Source organism: Vibrio sp. 2132-1 (genome assembly GCF_033344315.1).
This window is the reverse complement of the sequence record NZ_JAWPON010000001.1, coordinates 190,465-210,740: the sequence shown is the minus strand read 5'-3', so window position 1 is coordinate 210,740 and position 20,276 is coordinate 190,465. Positions and strand designations below refer to the sequence as shown.

17 protein-coding genes are annotated in these 20,276 nt (G+C 44.4%); 4 read left to right on the top strand and 13 right to left on the bottom strand.

Going from position 1 to position 20,276, the window contains the following annotated elements; genetic code table 11:
• Positions 1 to 7: 7 nt before the first annotated feature.
• The 5 genes from R8N47_RS00830 to R8N47_RS00810 form a co-directional block, all read right to left on the bottom strand.
• The gene (locus R8N47_RS00830; protein ID WP_005382737.1) at positions 8 to 1,075 is read right to left on the bottom strand and encodes a branched-chain amino acid ABC transporter permease; all 1,068 of its coding nucleotides are present in this window, start codon (positions 1,073 to 1,075) and stop codon (positions 8 to 10) included.
• Between the two features lie 11 nt (positions 1,076 to 1,086).
• On the bottom strand, positions 1,087 to 1,980 hold the full coding sequence (locus R8N47_RS00825; RefSeq protein ID WP_005373295.1) for a branched-chain amino acid ABC transporter permease: 894 nt from the start codon (positions 1,978 to 1,980) through the stop codon (positions 1,087 to 1,089).
• Positions 1,980 to 3,932, bottom strand: coding sequence for a long-chain fatty acid--CoA ligase (locus R8N47_RS00820; RefSeq protein ID WP_064354686.1), 1,953 nt, complete (start codon positions 3,930 to 3,932; stop codon positions 1,980 to 1,982). The genes R8N47_RS00825 and R8N47_RS00820 overlap by 1 nt, the downstream gene beginning before the upstream one ends.
• Positions 3,932 to 4,732: an ABC transporter ATP-binding protein gene (locus R8N47_RS00815; RefSeq protein WP_005373297.1), complete on the bottom strand. Its 801-nt coding sequence runs from the start codon at positions 4,730 to 4,732 to the stop codon at positions 3,932 to 3,934. Before R8N47_RS00815 ends, R8N47_RS00820 begins: the two co-directional genes overlap by 1 nt.
• Before the next feature lie 242 nt (positions 4,733 to 4,974).
• Entirely contained in the window at positions 4,975 to 6,612 is a 1,638-nt protein-coding gene (locus R8N47_RS00810) for an electron transfer flavoprotein-ubiquinone oxidoreductase (RefSeq protein WP_064354685.1), read from the bottom strand.
• Positions 6,613 to 6,767: 155 nt separating this feature from the next.
• Between R8N47_RS00810 and R8N47_RS00805 the strand changes: the two genes are divergently transcribed.
• The 3 genes from R8N47_RS00805 to R8N47_RS00795 all read left to right on the top strand — a co-directional run bounded on the left by R8N47_RS00805 (position 6,768) and on the right by R8N47_RS00795 (position 10,561).
• Positions 6,768 to 7,520 carry an electron transfer flavoprotein subunit beta/FixA family protein gene (locus R8N47_RS00805; RefSeq protein ID WP_005386149.1) on the top strand — a complete coding sequence of 251 codons (753 nt, stop codon included), beginning with the start codon at positions 6,768 to 6,770 and terminating at the stop codon, positions 7,518 to 7,520.
• Positions 7,517 to 8,443: an electron transfer flavoprotein subunit alpha/FixB family protein gene (locus R8N47_RS00800; protein WP_017820355.1), complete on the top strand. Its 927-nt coding sequence runs from the start codon at positions 7,517 to 7,519 to the stop codon at positions 8,441 to 8,443. Before R8N47_RS00805 ends, R8N47_RS00800 begins: the two co-directional genes overlap by 4 nt.
• An 87-nt stretch (positions 8,444 to 8,530) precedes the next feature.
• Positions 8,531 to 10,561: an acetoacetate--CoA ligase gene (locus R8N47_RS00795; protein ID WP_141135670.1), complete on the top strand. Its 2,031-nt coding sequence runs from the start codon at positions 8,531 to 8,533 to the stop codon at positions 10,559 to 10,561.
• A gap of 178 nt (positions 10,562 to 10,739) precedes the next feature.
• On the opposite strand, the gene R8N47_RS00790 is transcribed toward R8N47_RS00795, so the two are convergent.
• Together R8N47_RS00790 and R8N47_RS00785 are read right to left on the bottom strand one after the other, a co-directional pair.
• The gene (locus R8N47_RS00790; protein WP_047101519.1) at positions 10,740 to 12,290 is read right to left on the bottom strand and encodes an alpha-glucoside-specific PTS transporter subunit IIBC; all 1,551 of its coding nucleotides are present in this window, start codon (positions 12,288 to 12,290) and stop codon (positions 10,740 to 10,742) included.
• A 55-nt stretch (positions 12,291 to 12,345) separates the two neighbouring features.
• Positions 12,346 to 13,674, bottom strand: a complete 1,329-nt coding sequence (locus R8N47_RS00785) for a 6-phospho-alpha-glucosidase (RefSeq protein ID WP_047101299.1) — start codon at positions 13,672 to 13,674, stop codon at positions 12,346 to 12,348.
• 180 nt (positions 13,675 to 13,854) lie between these two features.
• Between R8N47_RS00785 and R8N47_RS00780 the strand changes: the two genes are divergently transcribed.
• Positions 13,855 to 14,562 (top strand): GntR family transcriptional regulator, encoded by a 708-nt coding sequence (locus tag R8N47_RS00780; RefSeq protein WP_047101298.1) that lies wholly within the window; start codon positions 13,855 to 13,857, stop codon positions 14,560 to 14,562.
• A gap of 19 nt (positions 14,563 to 14,581) precedes the next feature.
• On the opposite strand, the gene mnhG is transcribed toward R8N47_RS00780, so the two are convergent.
• The 6 genes from mnhG to mbhE are packed head-to-tail and all read right to left on the bottom strand — an operon-like array spanning position 14,582 to position 20,134.
• On the bottom strand, positions 14,582 to 14,875 hold the full coding sequence (mnhG, locus tag R8N47_RS00775; protein WP_005373314.1) for a monovalent cation/H(+) antiporter subunit G: 294 nt from the start codon (positions 14,873 to 14,875) through the stop codon (positions 14,582 to 14,584).
• Positions 14,875 to 15,153 carry a cation:proton antiporter gene (locus R8N47_RS00770; RefSeq protein ID WP_005373317.1) on the bottom strand — a complete coding sequence of 93 codons (279 nt, stop codon included), beginning with the start codon at positions 15,151 to 15,153 and terminating at the stop codon, positions 14,875 to 14,877. The genes mnhG and R8N47_RS00770 overlap by 1 nt, the downstream gene beginning before the upstream one ends.
• The gene (locus tag R8N47_RS00765; RefSeq protein WP_005373320.1) at positions 15,146 to 15,622 is read right to left on the bottom strand and encodes a Na+/H+ antiporter subunit E; all 477 of its coding nucleotides are present in this window, start codon (positions 15,620 to 15,622) and stop codon (positions 15,146 to 15,148) included. The genes R8N47_RS00770 and R8N47_RS00765 overlap by 8 nt, the downstream gene beginning before the upstream one ends.
• A complete protein-coding gene (locus tag R8N47_RS00760; RefSeq protein ID WP_053349220.1) occupies positions 15,619 to 17,115 on the bottom strand; it encodes a Na+/H+ antiporter subunit D in 1,497 nt (498 codons plus the stop codon). Before R8N47_RS00760 ends, R8N47_RS00765 begins: the two co-directional genes overlap by 4 nt.
• Positions 17,112 to 17,465, bottom strand: a complete 354-nt coding sequence (locus tag R8N47_RS00755; RefSeq protein ID WP_017633704.1) for a Na+/H+ antiporter subunit C — start codon at positions 17,463 to 17,465, stop codon at positions 17,112 to 17,114. Before R8N47_RS00755 ends, R8N47_RS00760 begins: the two co-directional genes overlap by 4 nt.
• On the bottom strand, positions 17,465 to 20,134 hold the full coding sequence (gene mbhE, locus R8N47_RS00750) for a hydrogen gas-evolving membrane-bound hydrogenase subunit E (protein WP_141135669.1): 2,670 nt from the start codon (positions 20,132 to 20,134) through the stop codon (positions 17,465 to 17,467). Before mbhE ends, R8N47_RS00755 begins: the two co-directional genes overlap by 1 nt.
• Between the last annotated feature and the right edge of the window lie 142 nt (positions 20,135 to 20,276).

Sequence of the window (20,276 nt, the reverse complement as noted above, 5' to 3'; positions counted from 1 at the left end):
TTCCACGTTAATATGAGAACGGATAGTGTTTCCAATATGCTCGAATCTGTTGCCAGCGATGCGATAATCCTTGAGGTTCGAAAATGAGGAACAGCATGATGACTAGACCAATCGCCATTTCTTTGAAGTAAGCCAGACCATCAGTGAAAGCGGTGGTATCACCAAACGCTGAAAGCCCCGTTACGCCAAACTCCAAAACTTCAGGCAGCAATACGATAAATATCGTCCCCATCAATGTGCCTTTGACTGAACCCAAGCCACCAATGATGATCATTGCCAAGAACTGGATAGACATCATGATGGTGAAGCCTTCTGCTGATACAAACCCTAGATAATGTCCGTAGAGTGCACCCCCGATGCCCGCATAGAATGCACACACTCCAAATGAGAGCAGACGATACTTGGTTAGGTTGATGCCCATGATCTCTGCTGACAGATAGTGATCTCGTACTGAGACAAACGCGCGACCGTCACGAGAACGGATTAAGTTTGATGCCCACATATACATGAAGATCAGCGCAAACAGAGCGATGTAGAAGAAGCTTTCGTCAGTCGTAAACTCAAAGCCAAACAAATTAATTGGGTTCGCGCTTGCACCGTATGAGCCGCCACTGAACCAATCTGCGCGAGCAAAGAAGTCCTCTAGAATAAACTGCGCCGCCAACGTTGCGATAGCTAGATATAAACCTTTAATTCGAGCCGCTGGCAGACCAAACAGCATCCCCACAATCATGGTTAAGTAACCCGCAAGCGGAATCGCAAACACGACTGGAATGTTAAACTGGTTATTTAGCCAAGCCGATGCAAAGGCGCCAAAGCCAAAGAACGCACCGTGACCTAGCGAGATTTGTCCGGTAAAACCAACCAAAATGTTTAAGCCCAATGCCGCGATACCGAGGTATGCAATCTGAATAAACAGGTTTAGGAAGTAAATATCCAAGACCAGCGGTGCTGCCAGCATGGCGATGACACCTGCAATCGCAAGGCTTCTGATGGTTTTGGTTTCAAAAATTGGCGTATCGCTTTTGTATGTGGTTCGAAAGTCCCCACATGGGCGCATGCTAAGTTGAGCCATGTTATTTCTCCTTAAATACGCTCAATATCTTTGGTACCAAACAGGCCATATGGCTTGAAGGCAAGAATGATTAACAGCACATAGAATGGTGCGATGTTGTATAAGTTACCCACTTGCAGGTATTGGCTATCAAAAAACTCAGCCAAGTTTTCTAGCACCCCGATGGTGATACCACCGACAATTGCGCCGACTACCGAATCTAAGCCACCTAAAATAACGGCTGGGAAAACTTTGATACCAATAATGGATAGCGCGTCAGATACGCCGTTAACGATACCGATAACAATCCCTGCTGTTGCAGATACCATTGCCGAAATGGCCCAACTGATGGCGAACACTTTCTTGATGGAAATGCCAAGACTCTGGGCTACTTGCTGGTTGAATGCCGTTGCGCGCATTGCCAGACCCATTTTGCTGAATTTGAAGAACCAGTAGAACGCGCCCATGATGAGCATTGAGAAGATCAAGCTCAGAATGTAAGCAAACTCAACATTCAAACCTCCGATATTCACCACGTTGGTTTCGAACACTTGCGGGTACGAAACAGCCGAGACGCCGAATATCCACTTCATCAGCGCTTGGAAGAACATAGATAGACCGATGGTCACCATGATCACAGAGATAATCGGTTCACCAATCAACGGTCTGAGCACAATGGTTTGCACGGCGATACCAAAAATCATCATGAACGCGAGCGTGAGTAAAAAACCGATAAAAAATGGTAACTGTAGGTGTACCAATGCCGCCCAACATACCCACGCGCCAATCAACAAAAACTCACCCTGAGCAAAGTTGACCACCTGGGTCGATTTGTAAATCAATACAAAGCACATGGCGACAACGCCATACAACATGCCAACGATCACGCCATTAATGACGAGTTGCAGTAATAAATCCGTATTCACTATGCGATCCTCCGTTGTTCGCTATCCACTAGTGTTGGCTCATGCTCAATAAGCGTTTCAATAACTAGCGACGTTTGAATGCGTGTTTTGGTGCCATCTTGATAAGTGATCACTGTATCGACATCGACTTTTGGATCGTCGCTGTAGATGGTTTCGATGATGTCTCCGTATTTCTCTGCAACCACACCACGGCGTACTTTACGTGTGCGAGTTAGTTCTCCATCGTCGGCATCCAGCTCTTTGTAAAGTAGAATGAATTTGCTGATCTTCTGTGCATCCGGTAGGGATTCGTTCACTTTTTGAACTTCTTCACGAATCGCTTGGTACACTTCTGGTTGAGCAGATAAGTTGGTGTAGTTGGTAAATGCCAAGCCGCGTTGCTCTGCCCACTTCGCGACGATCGCATAGCGAATACAGATGATGGCAGACAGCCAAGGTCGACCTTTACCTACCACCACGGCTTCTGCAATAAATGGGGAGAACTTGAGTTTGTTTTCGATAAACTGTGGCGAATAACGGTCGCCATGGCTGGTTTCCGACATATCTTTCAGACGATCAATCACCACCAAGTGACCGGAATCTTTAAAATAGCCCGCATCGCCTGTGTGCATCCAACCATCTTGAACATCTTCATCATATGCTGCTTGGTTGTTTAAGTAGCCAGTAAACATGCCTGTACTTTTCGCGATGATTTCACCAACGCCATTGCTGTCCGGGTTGATGACTTTCACTTCTGCATTATCAAACGCAACACCAACGGAATCGTAATCCACATCATCCGCTTGGTGCACGGTGTATGCGCCACACATTTCGGTCTGACCATAAAGCTGCTTAAGTGGCACACCAATAGCTTGTAGGTAACGGAAAGTATCCGGTCCCATCGCCGCACCGCCGGTTGCCGCAGATGTCAGGTTCGAAAACCCTAAACGGTCACGCAGAGCACGCAGAAGAATCCATTCAGCCAACTTAGAGCGTTTACCCTGCTCCAGCGCTTTGTTGGCTAAGCTCATGCCCAGTTTGTACATCTTTTGCTTAAACGGTGTCGAATCCATCATTCGTGCAGACACGTCTGCCACAATGCTTTCCCACACACGTGGCGCTAACAGCACAAAGTTTGGACCGATTTCACGCAAGTCGGACATCATGGTTTCTTGTTCTTCTACAAAGTTAACGATTTGACGAGAAATCAACGCCTGACCAACCACGTAAACCTGCTCCATAATCCAAGGCAAAGGCAGAACAGAAACGTAGTTGTCGCCTGGGGAACGAGGGTCTGCACGCAAGTAAGCCGCACAGTGATCCAAGAACGTGCCACTGTGTAGCTGAGCCAATTTTGGTTTAGAAGTCGTACCCGACGTTGTACAAAGAATTGAAAGATCGCTGCCTTTGGTTTCAACAACCATATTGAGATATTTGTCTGGGTCCGCTTTATCAATCAGCTGACCTTTTTTGTAGACCTGTTCAACATCAATCAATCTTGGATCATCGTATTTACGCATTCCACGAGGATCGCAGTAAATAATGTATTCAACGCTAGGAATTTCATCACCAAGCTCAAGCAGCTTGTCGCATTGCTCTTCATCTTCGGCAATCACGACTTTTGCTTTGGCATAGTTGATAAGGTACGCCACCTCTTCGTGCATAGAATCTTGATAGATGCCCAGCGAGAAACCTTTGATCGCATGTGCCGCTAACTCGCCCCATACCCATTCCGGGCGGTTATCACCTAACAAACCAACGACATCTTGCTCACCAATACCCAAATCTTGTAGTGCCAGTGCCATCCACTTGACGCGGTTTTCGTAATCCTTCCAAGTGAACTCTCGCCAAATACCAAACTCCTTTTCACGCATTGCGACTTGTTCGGGCCAGTTCTTGGCATTGTGTTGCAACACTTTTGGAAAGGTATCTAAGCGGGTTATATCTGCCCAATCATTATGTTGCTGTGCCATTATGCACTCTCCTCTAATGTCGGTAGCTCTTCGCCTAAGTACGCTTGTTTCACATGTGGGTTGGCCATCACTTCTTCAGGCTCACCCGTAGCAATGTGTTTCCCGAAATCCAAAACCAAAACGCGATTAGAGATGTCCATGACCACGCCCATGTCGTGCTCAATCATGATGATCGTGATATCTAATTCTTCATTCAGATCCATGATGTAACGTGCCATGTCTTCCTTTTCTTCCAAGTTCATACCTGCCATTGGTTCATCAAGCAGCAGTAACTTAGGTTTTAAGGCAATGGCACGAGCAAGCTCTACACGCTTACGTAAGCCGTAAGATAGCGTGCCTGCAGTCGCTTTTCGGATGTGCTGGATTTCTAGAAAATCGATCACGTCTTCCACATATTTGCGGTGCGCCATCTCTTCTTTCTGCGCATTGGAGAACCAATAGAGTGGCCCCGTGACGAAGTTATTTTTCAGTAGGTGGTGTCGGCCAACCATGATGTTGTCCAGTACCGACATATGAGAAAAGAGCGCTAAGTTTTGGAAGGTTCTTCCCAGCCCTAACTCAGCTCGTTGGCTTGGTGTACGTTTAGTTACGTCATCTCCAGCGAAGATTACAGAGCCTTTGTTTGGTGTGTATCGACCAGAGATGCAATTGAGCATTGAGGTTTTACCTGCACCGTTTGGACCAATGATTGAAAAAATTTCCTTTTCATTCACATGGAAGCTCACGTCAGTTAAAGCTTTCACCCCACCAAAAGCCAATGAAATATCGTTTACCTGCAACAGAGGCGATTCCGATACCATAGTTGATCTCCCTTTCGTTATTTTAAGTGCGTTCCATTGAGCACTATTTGATCAAACCTAACTTTGATACTGGTAACCGCTTTTACACCTATGCATCAACTTTGTATTCAGTTTACGTAAACGTCAATTTAAAATCAGAATAGTGCCTGAAAGATTAAGTTGCAATCGAGTTCATCGAGAAAGATTTGAACTAACGCAAACTTTAAGTAAATAAATTGTTAATAAAAATTATTCTCAAACGCTTACATATTTGGATAGTTCGGACCACCACCACCTTCTGGCGGAGTCCAGGTAATATTTTGACTTGGATCTTTGATGTCGCAGGTCTTACAGTGGATACAGTTGGCCGCATTTATTTGCAGCTCTGGCTGCTGCTCCCCCTGTACGATTTCATACACGCCAGCCGGACAATAGCGCTGTGCTGGCTCTGCATATAATTCAAGGTTCTGCTCAATAGGAATCCGCTGGTTCTCCAGTCGTAAGTGGCATGGTTGATCTTCCTCATGGAAGATATTGGATAGATAAACAGAAGAGAGGCGATCGAAACTTAACACGCCATCAGGCTTCGGATAGACAATTTCATTGCTGTTTTCCGCCAATAACAGAGACTGATGATCAGGCTTATCACAGCGGATATGCCACTTAGCTTTGCCTTTTAATACGTTATGTTCCAGCAGCGCTAAACCACCGCCCAGCCACGATCCAAAGCGGTGAATACCACTTGAGAAGTTACGTGCTTGATAAAGCTCTTCATACAGCCAAGACTGTTTGAAATGCTTTTGATAATCAGCAGTAACTGACTGACTCTCAAGGGCTTCACATACTGCTTCAGCGGCAAGCATGCCAGATTTCATTGCGGTGTGTGTGCCTTTGATTTTAGCGCCGTTAAGTGTTCCTGCATCACAGCCAATTAACAAGCCACCAGCAAACTGCTGCGTGGGAAGCGAATGAAAGCCGCCCTTGGTGATCGCTCTCGCGCCATAGCTAATACGCTTCCCATTTTTGAGGTATTGCTCAATCAACGGGTGGTGTTTAAAACGTTGAAACTCATCAAATGGACTCAAGTGCGGATTCTTATAATTCAAGTCAACAATCAACCCGACGGCAACTTGGTTTCCCTCTAAATGGTAGAGATAACTGCCACCTGTAGCTTCATTTGATAACGGCCAACCTAATCCGTGCACTACTAAACCTTGCTGATGCTGCTCTGATGGGATTTCCCACAGCTCTTTAAAACCGATAGCGTAGTGTTGAGGCGTTTTCTCTTCAGCAAGATTAAATCGGTTAATCAACTGCTTACCAATATGCCCCCGTGCGCCTTCAGCAAATAAAGTAAACTTCGCTCGTAGTTCAATACCAGGTTCGAAATTTCCTTTTTGTTCACCATTTTTATCTAATCCCATATCGCCCGTGATCACGCCACAAACACGACTATCTTCATCGATGATCGCTTGACTGGCGGTAAAACCTGGGTAGACCTCCACCCCCAAGTTCTCAGCCTGCAACGCCATCCATCGGCATAGACTGCCCAAACTTATGATGTAATTACCTTTGTTATGTAACGTATTAGGCACCGCCCAAGAAGGCAGTTCATGACCATTGATGTCATTGCCTAGATAGTAGGTTTTATCTTGGTTTACTTTGGTATTGAGCGGAGCGCCTTTCTCTTCCCAGTCGGGAAAAAGCTCATCCAAACTCCGCGTTTCAAACACCGCACCCGATAAAATATGCGCTCCAACTTCAGAACCTTTTTCTACCACGCAAACAGAGAGCTCTTGTTTTTTTTCTGCTGCTAATTGTTTGATTCGGCATGCCGCAGACAAGCCTGCGGGACCTGCGCCTACAATCAGAACATCAAATTCCATGCAGTCTCTTTCCATGATTGCATTCCTTTTTCTTTGCATGTTGCCAACTTGTTAATCAACAATATATTTAAAGTTGACGCAAACGTAAAGGTAAATTAACATCATTTTAAAGACGTCATCACATCGTCTTCACTGTTAACACATAGTCTTCACTGTAAAAGGAATCTAACGTGAAAATACTAGTGCCAATCAAAAGGGTCATTGATCCCTACGTTAAAGTTCGCGTGAAAGCGGACCATAGCGATGTTGAAACCAATAACGTCAAGATGACGATTAATCCATTTTGCGAAATAGCCGTTGAAGAAGCCGTACGACTAAAGGAGCAAGGTATTGCAGATGAAGTCATCGTTGTCAGTGCCGGCGGTAGCCAGTGTCAGGAGCAACTACGTACCGCGCTTGCATTAGGCGCCGATCGCGCTATTCATGTCGATACTGAAGACAAAATAGAGCCATTAGTTGTTGCTAAGCTGCTCAAAGCTCTAGTTGAGCAAGAACAAGCACAGCTTGTGATTACGGGTAAACAATCCATTGATACGGACAACAACCAAGTGGCTCAGATGCTGGCCGCCCTACTTGACTGGCCTCAAGCAACTTTCGCTTCCGACGTGAAGATTGAAGATCAAAAAGTTCAGGTCGTGAGAGAAGTGGACGGCGGCTTGATGACAGTCGCGATGAACTTACCTGCGGTGATCAGTACTGACTTACGCCTGAATGAACCGCGTTTTGCCTCTTTGCCTAATATCATGAAAGCTAAGCGCAAGCCGTTAGATACCATCACACCTGACAGTCTGGGTGTTGAAGTGGTATTTAGCCAAACCATTCAAGAAGTCACACCGCCAGCGCAAAGAAAAGGTGGCATCAAGGTTGAATCTGTCTCAGAGCTTCTCGATAAGCTGCGTAACGAAGCGAAGGTGATTTCATGAAGAACTTAATCATAGCAGAGCATGACAATAACCAATTGCATGCGGACACACTCAAAGTGGTTAATGCAGCAAAACAAGTCAGCCAAGACAATGTTTTGATCGTAGTGGGCCACCAGTGTGAAGAAGTCGCTCAGCAAGCTTGTCGCGTTGATGGTATATCAAACGTAATTTGTGTCGATGATGAGCAACTTAAGCATCAATTTGCCGAGAGTATCGCACCTATTGTAGTGAGTATTGCTGAAGGTTTTGACGCAATCTGGGCTAGCTCATCATCAAAAGGGAAAGACCTTGCACCTCGAGTAGCTGCGAAGTTCGGCGTTGGGCAAATTTCCGATATTGTCCAAGTTATCGATGAAAACACTTTTATCCGCCCTATTTACGCAGGAAACGCATTTGCCAAAGTGACCACCAGCGACAAGGTTCGCGTCATCACCGTGCGCGCGTCTGCGTTTGAGCCGGTTACTTGTCACAACCAAGCTGATATTAAGCATCAGCAGGTCACTATCTCAGCTCCAATGGTTGAATTAGTTTCTGTCGATAAAACCGTGTCAGAACGTCCTGAATTAAGCGCGGCAGAGGTGGTTGTGTCAGGTGGACGCGGGGTCGGTAGCAAAGAGAACTTCGCGTTGATCGAACAAGTTGCCGATAAACTAGGTGCTGCCATTGGCGCTTCTCGCGCGGCGGTTGATGCCGGGTTTGTTGCCAACGACTTACAAGTGGGTCAAACCGGTAAAATCGTTGCACCTAAGCTTTATATAGCGGTTGGGATTTCCGGTGCCATCCAGCATCTTGCAGGAATGAAGGAATCCAAAGTGATTGTCGCGATCAACAAAGATCCAGAATCTCCTATCTTTGAAGTTGCCGACTATGGATTGGTTGGTGATTTATTTGAGGTACTACCTCAGCTTGCCGAACAACTTTAAACGATCAGATAAGGGGCGAACACTGCTATGTTCGCCTCTTTATTTTGTTTTTGGTCATATTCAAAAGAATTGAAATTAGAGGGACCTATGCCAAATTCTGCACCTATTTGGTCACCATCTGCTGAGCGCGTCAGCAATAGCAACTTATTACGGTTCATCGAAAAGGTTAATAAAGACAAAGCCGAAGGTACCGTAATCAACAATTACACGTCTCTACACCAGTGGTCCATTGAGCACAATGATGAATTTTGGCGACATACTTGGCAGTTTTGCAACGTAATCGGAGATATGGGTTCGCAAGTCAAGAGCCTTGGCAGTCCCAAATGGACACCAACAGGTTCTAATCATCATCATGTAAATAGAGACACAGTATGGTTTGCTGACGCCACGCTGAACTACGCAGAGAACCTCCTATCTCAGGCTGAACAATCACCAGAGCGTGAGTTTATTGTTTTTAGCAATGAAAGCGGTGAACACCGACAACTCACCGGTAAACAGTTGCTTGAACAAGTTTCTGCCATTCAACAATGGCTACTCAATTGTGGTGTCGGTAAAGGCGATGTCGTTGCGGGTTATTTGCCCTACCTTCCTGAAACCGTTATTGCCATGCTGGCCACCACCAGTCTTGGTGCCATTTGGACTTCAACCTCTCCTGATTTTGGTATCGATAGCGTCGTAGAGCGTTTTGGTCAGGTCAAACCGAAAGTTCTTTTTTGCTGTGATGGCTACCAGTTCGGAGGCAAAGCTTTCGATATGACGAACAAGAACACCACTCTTAGTAGTAAGTTAAGCAGTGCCTCCGAAGAGACTACTATTAGCGTATGCCAAATCGAATATTTACAAAACGCTGAGAGTGCTAGCACTTCTGAGTTTGTTTCTTGGTCCGATATTACTCACCACTTTTCTCCACAATCAATTCAATATCAACCAACGCTGTTTAATGACCCGTTATTCATTTTGTATTCTTCTGGTACAACAGGTCAACCTAAATGTATTGTCCATTCCGCAGGCGGTACCTTGCTCAATCACCTCAAAGAACATCAACTGCATTGCGACATCAAATCGCAAGACAAGGTTTTCTACTACACAACATGTGGTTGGATGATGTGGAACTGGCATGTTTCCGCTCTTGCGAGTGGTGCAGCCTTAGTGATTTACGACGGTAGTCCGGTTTACCCTGATCACTCCATCTTATGGCAATTAGCAGAAGAACATAGCGTGTCGCTGTTTGGTACTTCAGCGAAATACTTAGAAGCACTGGAACAGGCAAACTGCTCTCCAAAACTAGAACATAACCTGAAGTCACTCAAAACTCTTTGCTCAACTGGTTCGGTGCTTTACCCAGAACAATTTAGTTATGTCTATCAGCACATCAAGCAGGACTTGCATCTCGCTTCTATCGCTGGCGGCACGGATATTTGCGGATGCTTTGTACTGGGAAACCCTATCTCACCAGTTTACAAAGGTGAATGCCAAGGCGCAGGGCTGGGAATCGACGTGCGTGTTTTGGACGACGAGGGAAAAACCATTACACAGCAACGCGGCGAACTAACTTGCAATAACTCACTACCTAACTTCCCTATTGGCTTCTGGCACGACAACGGCGAACGCTATCACAACACTTATTGGAGCAAGTTTACCGATATCTGGCACCATGGCGACGATGTGATGCAAACCGAACATGGCGGCTTCATTTTTTATGGCCGTAGTGACGCAACCTTAAATCCAGGCGGCGTACGCATCGGTACCGCTGAAATCTATCAGCAAGTGAACACGTTACCCGAGGTTGAAGACTCCATCGCTGTCAGCAAGTTAAACCAGCAGTCTGAAGAAATCTGGTTACTAGTAAAACTCGCTCACAACGTCGAGTTAACCCAACAACTCACCGATTCAATTCGCCAAACATTGAAAACAAAATGTTCACCGCGCCATGTCCCACGACAAATTTTTGCCATCAGTGATATTCCTAAAACGCGCTCAGGCAAATTGGTTGAGCTAGCAGTGAAACAATTGGTAAACGGACAAGCTGTAAAAAACATTGGTGCTATTGCTAACCCAGAAGTGCTGGAAGAAATTAAAACGCTTTTCAACATAGAAAGTGGCGCCACTGTCAATTAGAGACTCAACAAGTCTTCCAACAATACAGACGGGTATAACCTAACTGTATTTTTAGCTCGCTCGATAACTCCTCCCCACTTTCGTGGAAACTGCGCGAAATATGCTTCATGTACACAAAAAAGGTGAGATAATTATATCTCACCTTTGAGCCATATGAGCTGGAGCATTAGTTTGGGGGTTAAGCTTTTATCAGTTGGCTCATATCTTCGCGAACTTGTGGCACCGTTAAACCAACGATGATTTGAAGGCTCTCTTGATTTCTAACAATATTCACCGCTCCGTGCTGTGTGAAAAATGCGTTCTCCTTTACAAGAGAGACATCTTTAACTTTAACACGCAAACGCGTCGCGCAATTAGTTAACAATTCAATGTTTTCTTTTCCACCCAGACCTTCAATAAAGGCACTAGCTTGTGACGGACTTGCGCTACTGTTATGGACCGCTTTCGCTTCTTTGTAGTCAGCTTTGGAATACAACTTACTATCTGCACCTTCACGTCCCGGAGTAAGTATGTTGTATTTTAAAATAAGCGCGCGAAACGTAACAAAGTAAACACCAGTAAACATGAGACCAATAATAATCTGAATCACGTATGTTCCTGCATGGTTACCAGCCAAAGGCAACCAGTTTTGGAAAATGAAGTCTATCAAGCCAGTCTGAAAGTTACCGGAAACACCAAACATAAAGGCGATCGTTGCCATTGTCGCAGATAACAACGCATGCAAAGCAAACAGCGCAGGTGCGATAAATAAGAATGTAAACTCTATTGGTTCGGTGATCCCTGTAAGAATTGCTGTGATTGCGGCTCCGAGCACTAACCCCATCACCATCTTTTTATTTTCTTTTTTCGCAACTGAATAGAGTGCTAGTGCGATACCCGTACAACCAAACACTTTACCCATTCCCGTCAACATCAAACCACCCTGAGGAAATTGTGTCGTTAAACTTTCCGAGCTCTGGGCGAATGTCTGTATATTTTGAATCCAATAGGAAACCGTTCCGCCATCGACTGCAACAGGCCCATAAAAAACGGGACCATATACGAAATGATGCAACCCCGTTGGTATCATGATTCGCTCTAAAAACGTAAATAGCCATACCCCTAACGATCCAGCAGAAACCAAAAATGATTGCAGATTGTTAATACCATGCTGAATACTTGGCCAAGTCAAACAAGTTAGAATTGCCATCACGACCATAATTGGGAAGCTAATGATCACAACCAATGGCGTTCCGCCAAATACAGCCGCCCAATCCGGTAGCTTTTTATCAAAGAATCGGTTGTGAACCCAAACAGAGAGACTTGCAATTAAAATCGCACCTAGCAAGTTGGTATCAAGCGTTAGAATGCCACCAACTTCAGTCAAACCTCGCTCACCTTCCGTATAGTTAACGCCCAGTTCTGGCCCCCAAAATTGAAGGATTCCACCAATAACGTAGTTATACGTAATGTAGGAAACAAGTGTTGCAAGTACAGCGCGACCAGATGCTTTTTTAGCTAAAGCGATAGGTAACCCAACGGCAAAAATAAGTGCCATATTTTTAAATACAGCGAGAGATGCCTGTAAAATGATCGTCGAGACTTTAACCCAAGCACTCCCCTCTAGTGCCCAAGGAAACACTTCTTGATTTAACAGCACAACAGAGAAACCCAATAACATGCCCGCTGCTGGAAATAATAGAACGGGTACAAACATCGCGGCCCCGAACCTTTGAATAATGTCTTTCATATAAACCTCTTGTTTCATTCACGGAGCCTACAAGTAGGCCCCGAACGTCCAGTTGTTATTGAAAAAATTGAGGAAGGTAGGCTTTATTTTCTTCTAGTAATTGTTTTGTTATTTCTTTAGCTTTTGGCACATTAACCACGGTACGGTTAAGTGTGAGTGCATTAATCAGCTTTTGCTGACTTCCTTCGTACCAAGCATCCACGACTAATTTCTCGTAACCAAGTTGGCTTTCAATCATGGCTTTTTGGAAGGTTGGGATTTTTCCTACAGTAAAAGCTTTCGGTCCATCACTAGTTAGCGCAGCTGGAACTTCTACCATGGCGTCATTTTGTAAATTTGTAATAGCACCATTATTCGGTACGATGACGAGATACACATCGCTCAAGTTGTATGCTAGCGAAGCCGCGACTCTCACCATGTATCGACCATGGATATCGGCATGCAGTGTTTCGTGCTTCGTGGTGCCCGCTTCAATTATTCTTGCGTTCAATTCGAACACTCGTTTCTCACGGCCGTTAATTACCTGCCTTGCGCGGGTATTGTTGATATCCTCTTTCGCCACCATTTTTTCAGGGTACAAATAGTACTGAAGATACGTATTCGGCAAAAACTCTGGATTATCAACAAGCATTGTTCTCATGTTTTTGAATGTGGCTTGCCACGATGGGTCATCCGCTATTTCCGCATCAACCGCACTGATCCCTTCTTTTAGGATGATATTTTTAATTTTGTCCGTTAAGTCTTCACCCTGTTTGTTACGAATTTTGGTAAACCAGCCATAGTGATTAAGCCCAAAATATTCAGGAACGAAGTCCCAAATTTCACATCCTAACAATTGCGCATAGCTGACCATAATCGCTGCTGGCATATCACAGATATTTAGAATTCGCTTATCATGCGGAAATTCACGATTTAAAGCTTCAGCGACAATTGCCGCCGGGTTGGTGTAATTAAGAATCCACGCATCTGGACACGTTTGTCGGATCTCGTTCACTAGCTGGATCATGTCGCCGATAGAGCGAAGTCCATATGCCATTCCTCCCGCGCCACATGTCTCTTGCCCAACACAAGAGTTGGATAGCGGGATCTGTTCATCGCGCTCGCGCATGGCCAACCCACCAGTGCGGATCTGGATAAAGAAAAAGTCCGAATCTGAGAATGCGACAGATTTATCCGTTGTATAAACAAACTCTTCAACTTCTGGATAGTGTTCTCGCAATAGAATTTCAGTAGCTAATGCATTCGACTCTTGGCGTTTCTCATCTATGTCGTAAAACACGACTTTTGCGAGTGGAAAGTTATCTTTTTCAGCAATAAGGCTGTTCATCATACCAAGTGTGTATGTACTGCCAGCACCAACAATCGTTAATTTTTGACGTTTCATTCCGCTACCTCAAATGTTTACCCTGCAAATGTATAAAATAAGTATTAATACTTTTATGATACATTTAAAGTGTAAGCACAAAGATACGAGATAAAAATCACACAAAGATCCTAAGGAAAAGTATTAACTACATCTCAGATCACATTCTTGCTATCATGATCCAAGACTTAGCGAGGTATTATGAAACCCAAATACATAGACATTGCGGAACGATTAGAAAAAAAGATCAAAGATGGGGAACTACAACCTAAATCGATGCTTCCAAAAGAGAGTGATTTGCAAGAAGAGTTTTCCGTAAGCCGCGTAACCATCAGAAAAAGCTTACAAATTCTGGTCGACAATAATTTAATTAGTCGGACAAGAGGTAGTGGAACTTATGTAAACGATCTAAAAGCCCAACATGATGCCTTACATTTGCTGGGTTTTATCGAGGAAGTCAGTAAACAGGGGAAAACGCCTAGCTCTCAAGTCATAAAGTTCGAACTTAAAAAGCCGAATGAGCAGGTTGCTAAGCAGTTAAATCTCTCGCCCAATGATGATACATATGAAATACATAGACTCAGATGTATTAATGATGAGCCTGAAATTTACGAAGTCACTCATATGCCAGCAATGTTATTTCCAGACTTGAGCATAGCCATAATGAATGGTTCTAAATATGAGTACATTGAAAATAGCAAAGGATTGAAAATTGCGAAAAGCAGTCAGTCTGTCAAACCGTATTTGTTAGATACAGAGACGGCCTCATACCTGAATGAATCAGAAGCTTCCCCTATTCTAAAAGTTGAGTCCACTGGTTACCTAGAAGATGGTCGTGCATTTGAATATACCGTCAATTACTTCCGACTTCATCAATACAGCTTCGAGTTTATTTCAACTAGGACGTAGTACTATTCGACGCTAATGGTTAATCATTGCGCCAAATCTTATATCCGACCTCTCGCATTGCTCTGCCGAGCAGGTGGGAGGCGACTGGCGCAGTGAGAACGATAAACAACATCGTACCGATAACCCGAGAGATCACGGTAACTTCAGGGAGTGAGAAAGCGACCGCTAATAACAAGCAGCTCACTCCGACAGTTCCAGCTTTGGTCGCTGCATGCATTCGGGTATACAAATCAGGAAGCCTCAGGACACCTAGACTTGCAACCAAGGTCAACAATGTTCCTAAGCATAAAAATAGTCCAATCAACACGTCCATTATTCTTTCTCCTTTCTTTTAACGATCAAACGTGCAAATGCGATCGTGCCGAGAAATGCGACCAAACCTAATGTAATGGCGATGTCTAACAGAGCGTCCTCACCGCTGTCTAAGGTGTAAACCGTAATAAATCCGATAGTGATAAATGAAATCAGATCTAACGCCACAACTCGATCAGCTAGCGTTGGTCCTAGAATTAAACGAGCAAAAGCCATAACAAAGCTGAGTAGTAGCCCAGAATAGGCAAAAGTGACCGTTATTTGCAGCCAACTATCCACGCGTCACCTCCAAAATTCGATGCTCTAACCCATCTTTAATTCCGCGAATAACCTCTTCATGTTCAGGTGCAAACATGGCATGAACGATAAGATACTTTTTATCAGCCGTAACATCCAAACTAAGCGTACCCGGTGTTAAAGAAACCATGTTCGCCAGTAATGTGATTTCTAGGTCAGAATCGACCTCCAGAGGGACATAAACGATATCAGGCTGACTCAAATGAGTAGGTGTCACGACGTCCCACACCACTTTCGCAACCGATATAACCATTTCATAAGCGAAGTACACCAATAACTTCAATGCAGATGCAAAACGTTGAAAATAGCTCGTTTTCAATCCAAATGGTTGACTCAACCTTAAAGCAAAAAAGCCGACCGTAAATCCGACAACAAAATTCAGACTCGAATAGCTGCCATTAAGCATCATCCACGCTAACGCTAAGAAAAAATTGAGGAATAGATAGATCATGCATTTCCTCCTAACACCACTCTGATGTATTCAGTCGGATTTAACAGTTGTTCTGCAGCTTGAACGGAAAATTGATAAAAAGGCTCCGCCACTAAGCCAATGATTAGCGTCAACGTTGTCAATACAATAATTGGAACGCAGTACAACCAATGTACTTTGGCCTGCAGAGTCTGTTCTGGCTTCTCTCTAAATGGCTTTTTCCAAAATGCCTCACTCCAAATTTTCGTCATCGAGTAGACAGTAAGCAACCCCACCAATAACGCGGTACCTGCTAACCAGTAATACTCAGCCTGTATGCTCGACTTGATGACCAATAGCTTTCCCCAGAAACCCGATAGCGGTGGGAAACCGGCCAGAGAAAACGCAGGGACAAGAAACAAGAACGCTAACCAAGGCATAGCTTTGTATACCCCACCCAAATGTTCAAGTTGACTAGAGCCATATTTGCGCTCGATGAATCCACCTATTAAGAACAAATTCGCTTTTACAATGATGTGATGAACAATGTAGAAAATGGCACCGGCTAAAGCTAAGGGAGTGTAAATAGCCAACCCCATGATCATATAGCCTATTTGGCTAATAATATGAAAAGAAAGAATTTTCTTAATGTCGAATTGGCTAGCCGCTCCTAAAACGCCCGTTAACATGGTTAGCCCTGCGACCCAAATTAACGTCGGTTGCCAACCACTCTCGGCGAGCGGAAATACCAAGGTAAAGACTCTTATCAACGCGTATACACCGACTTTAGTAAGTAACGCGGCAAACAGTGCCACCACACCGCTTGGTAACGTGTGATAAGAAGCTGGCAACCAAGCAAATAAAGGAAAGAGTGCCGCTTTAATAGAAAAGGCAAACAAAAATAGCGCGGACAGCATCATGTTGATGCTCAATTCATTTTCCCCTACTTTGGTGTAGAGATCGGCCAAGTTCAAGGTGCCCGTTGCTCCATACAATAAACCGATAGCAAGCAAAAATACCAGCGTCGAAATCAGGTTCAACATCACGTACTTTACTGCACCATCAACTTGAGTTTTCGTTGCATCTAACACCATTAAACCAAATGATGAAATGAGCATGACCTCAAACCAAACATACAGATTAAAAATATCTCCAGTCAGGAAAGCACCATAAACGCCAGCAAGCAACACGTGCATTAACGCATGGTAATTGCTATAGGAGGGCTTTCGGTGAAGGTCCGCCATCGCGTAGAAAACACATATCGCACCAATCACCGCCGTTATCATCACCATAGCAACGCTGAGGTAATCTGCGACAAACACGATACCAAATGGCGCACTCCACTGACCAAAAGCAACGGCTTGAATACCATTACTTATGATGTTTTCTGTGAGAAAGCCCGCAACGAAAAGGTTCGAAATCGCACTTACACCGCTCAACCACTCAACACTTTTTGTTGAGCGACGGACGAAGAAGATAGTCAACGCCGTACTCAGCGAGAGAACAACCGGTAACGTAAGCAAAATCGAACTCATTGACCCTCCTCAGAACGTTGCATTTCATCGACGTTTGCAGTTCCAGTGTCTTTATAAGCTCGATAGAACAGCATTAAAGCAAAAATAAGTAGTCCAAAACCGATGACTATCGCAGTTAAGATAAGCGCTTGAGGTAAAGGATTTGCCGCGCTATCTGGTGGTAAAAGAGCATTATCGCCAATCAATGGCGGCTCTCCGGGCGTCAGCCTTCCAGCGGTAAAAATAGCAAGGTTAACCGCACTACTGAGTAACATGATGCCGAACAAAAGGCGCAAGATATGCTTTTCAAGCATTAAATAAACACCTGCTGCGACAAATACTCCAACGACAACACTCCAGACTATTTCCATCACTCTAGCTCCTCATTAATACGAAGCAGCATACCCATCACGCCACCTATAACGGCAAGGTAAACACCAACATCAAAAACCAATGGCGTCCCTAGTGGTATCACGTCTTTCCACCACAGTCCGGTCAAAAACGGTTTATCAAACGCAAAGCTCAAAGCACCAGAAACTAAGCTCAATGCGATGCCAGATAACGCAATGAGAAACGGTTTGAAATACAACCTAGAACGAACGTATTTCGGTGATTCCGCGAACATGAGAAGTGATAAACCAATAACGGCAATCAACGCACCAATAAAGCCACCACCCGGTTCGTTATGACCACGTAACAACAGATACACTGAAAATACGAGCATGAGTGCCGAAACAATGTGTGCCGTGGTTGCAAAAATTAATGATTGGATACGATTTTGCTTTTTCGCTCTTGTCTTAAGCAAACTCACTGCAGCAATCCCTGCAATAACAACGACAACAACTTCTCCCAATGTATCAAATGCGCGAAAGTCGACCAGAATAACGTTAACAATGTTTCGCCCATGTCCACCCGGGACACTGTTTTCTGCAAAGAAATCTGACACCGAAGAGTCCATCGGCTGAGACGTGATTCCTAACAAAAGTAAAGTAACCGAAACACCTATCACACCTGCTATGCAAATATTCGCTACTTTACGTTTTATTGAATGCTTAGGCACGGTGGTTAGACGTGGCATATGACGCATTAACAATGCAAGAAAGACCACCATTAATGTTTCCACTAACAGTAAAGTCTTCGCAACGTCCGGGGCGCTATAAATCATAAAAACAAGCGTGGTCATGAAGCCAATCATACCAAGCGCAGAAATCGCAAGAAGTCTTGCGTGGGACAACGTACATACGAGCGCAGCACCAATCAACAATAAGGCAATACCAATCTCATAGAAAGTGACACTTGAAAGTTCGCCAACCAAAGGCAGAGGAATAAGCGCTACCTGACTCAGTAACGCAACGGCAAGTACCGTGAAAAATAATAGGACATAGCGACTCAATTTCTTTTGCTGTAACCGCGCCGTTTGCCACTTCGCCACTGTCATCATGCCATCTAATAGTCGTTCAAAAATATTCTCCGCTTTGGGGACGAATAGATGTAGCCGCTGAAAAAATGCAGACACAGTAGGATAAACACGGTACACCACATACCCCAACGCTAGCGTAATAACGCTTAACACTAACGGTACATTCACGCCATGCCATAGTGATGTCTCTTTAAGAGTTGCTGTGGGCAGAATGTCAGCAGAGCCCGGAAAAATAATATTGCGATCTAACCAATTCAAACCGAATAACGGAACTAGGAGGCTGCCAACTGCCAAGAGCAAAGGCGAGATCCACATGGCTTTTTTTGTCTCAACTGGCTTAGTTTCAATCGGCGCGAGATCACGGCGAGCAAAGAATGGTCTCGCAATAAGCATAATGGTTAGCGCGACCATCAGTATATTCACGATTAAAAGTACAAAGGCGATCCAGTTATTGAGCTCTACTGCGGACTTGTACATGTATTCTTTGCTCAAAAAGCCTAACAACGGCGGGAACCCCGCTTTAGACAATGCAGCCAAACTCCCCGCAACCATGCTGATGACGAGAACTGACTTCAGGCCGTACAATTGATCAATATCTCGTGTTCCTGTCGCTTTGTCGATATTACCCACCACCATAAACAGCGCAGCTTTATAGAAAGAGTGAGCGAGAATAAACATCAATACTGCACTAACGGCCAAATCTGTGCCCATACCTAGTAATAATGTTAATTTACCCAAAGCAACATTCGTGCTGTAGGCTAGCATCAGCTTCAAGTCAGTTTGTTTTAATGCGACAAATGTGCACCAAATGGCCGTGATACTCCCAGTGATGACTAAAGCATAAAACCAGATCTCGCTGTGGGCATAAACTGGCGATAAACGTGCTAATAGGTAAATGCCTGCCTTTACCATTGTTGCCGAGTGTAAATACGCACTGACCGGAGTGGGAGCTGCCATCGCGTTAGGTAGCCAAAAATGAAACGGGAATTGCGCAGATTTAGTAAATGCACCGAGTAGTATGAGCACTAGAGATGGGATAAACCATTCATGCTGCGCAATAGTGTCTGCCTGCTCGATAATGGTATTTAGCTCATAACTCCCTGCCATTGCTCCCAGCAAGATAAGACCAGCTAGCAACGCTAGTCCACCAGCACCAGTAACAATCAGCGACTGCAAGGCGTTTTTCCGAGACGTTTTATTTTCGTGATTAAACCCGATCAGTAAATAAGAAGTGATGGTGGTGAGTTCCCAGAAAACAAATAACAACAGAATGTTATCGCTCATCACAATCCCTAGCATGGCAAGCATGAATAGGGTTAGATACAAATGAAAGGAAAACCGGCTATCACTTTCTCGTAAATAAGCCAAAGCGTAGATTTGAATCAGTGCGCCAATCCCACTGATCAGTCCCGCAAAAAGAAATGAAAGACCATCTAATCTAAAGCTAAGGTTGATATCGAGGCTTGGTATCCATTCCGCATTCCAGCTCACGCCTGCAGGAGTATAGATATAGAAGAGAAAAGAGAAGATTAAAACTGGCAGCGCAGGGAAAATCAGTAAGACCAACTGATTATCTAGGTTTTTCGGCAGGTTTTCTTTACCCGTTATGTTATTCAACATCGCAGCCCATTCGTTATTATAAGAAGGTACGCCCTATTCGGCGCAAATGACAAACTCCACTGTATTGTTTTAACCCAAGCGCTTCAAAAACGATCATGAAACCAAGGGAAAAGTAGCAAACAGTAATCACTGAGTGCTACTT

Coding starts and splice junctions, on each gene's coding strand:
- R8N47_RS00830 (WP_005382737.1), bottom strand. CDS start 1,075: ATGGCTCAACTTAGCATGCGCCCATGTGGGGACTTTCGAACCACATAC.
- R8N47_RS00820 (WP_064354686.1), bottom strand. CDS start 3,932: ATGGCACAGCAACATAATGATTGGGCAGATATAACCCGCTTAGATACC.
- R8N47_RS00815 (WP_005373297.1), bottom strand. CDS start 4,732: ATGGTATCGGAATCGCCTCTGTTGCAGGTAAACGATATTTCATTGGCT.
- R8N47_RS00810 (WP_064354685.1), bottom strand. CDS start 6,612: ATGGAAAGAGACTGCATGGAATTTGATGTTCTGATTGTAGGCGCAGGT.
- R8N47_RS00800 (WP_017820355.1), top strand. CDS start 7,517: ATGAAGAACTTAATCATAGCAGAGCATGACAATAACCAATTGCATGCG.
- R8N47_RS00795 (WP_141135670.1), top strand. CDS start 8,531: ATGCCAAATTCTGCACCTATTTGGTCACCATCTGCTGAGCGCGTCAGC.
- R8N47_RS00790 (WP_047101519.1), bottom strand. CDS start 12,290: ATGAAAGACATTATTCAAAGGTTCGGGGCCGCGATGTTTGTACCCGTT.
- R8N47_RS00785 (WP_047101299.1), bottom strand. CDS start 13,674: ATGAAACGTCAAAAATTAACGATTGTTGGTGCTGGCAGTACATACACA.
- R8N47_RS00780 (WP_047101298.1), top strand. CDS start 13,855: ATGAAACCCAAATACATAGACATTGCGGAACGATTAGAAAAAAAGATC.
- mnhG (WP_005373314.1), bottom strand. CDS start 14,875: ATGGACGTGTTGATTGGACTATTTTTATGCTTAGGAACATTGTTGACC.
- R8N47_RS00765 (WP_005373320.1), bottom strand. CDS start 15,622: ATGATCTATCTATTCCTCAATTTTTTCTTAGCGTTAGCGTGGATGATG.
- R8N47_RS00760 (WP_053349220.1), bottom strand. CDS start 17,115: ATGAGTTCGATTTTGCTTACGTTACCGGTTGTTCTCTCGCTGAGTACG.
- R8N47_RS00755 (WP_017633704.1), bottom strand. CDS start 17,465: ATGGAAATAGTCTGGAGTGTTGTCGTTGGAGTATTTGTCGCAGCAGGT.
- mbhE (WP_141135669.1), bottom strand. CDS start 20,134: ATGTTGAATAACATAACGGGTAAAGAAAACCTGCCGAAAAACCTAGAT.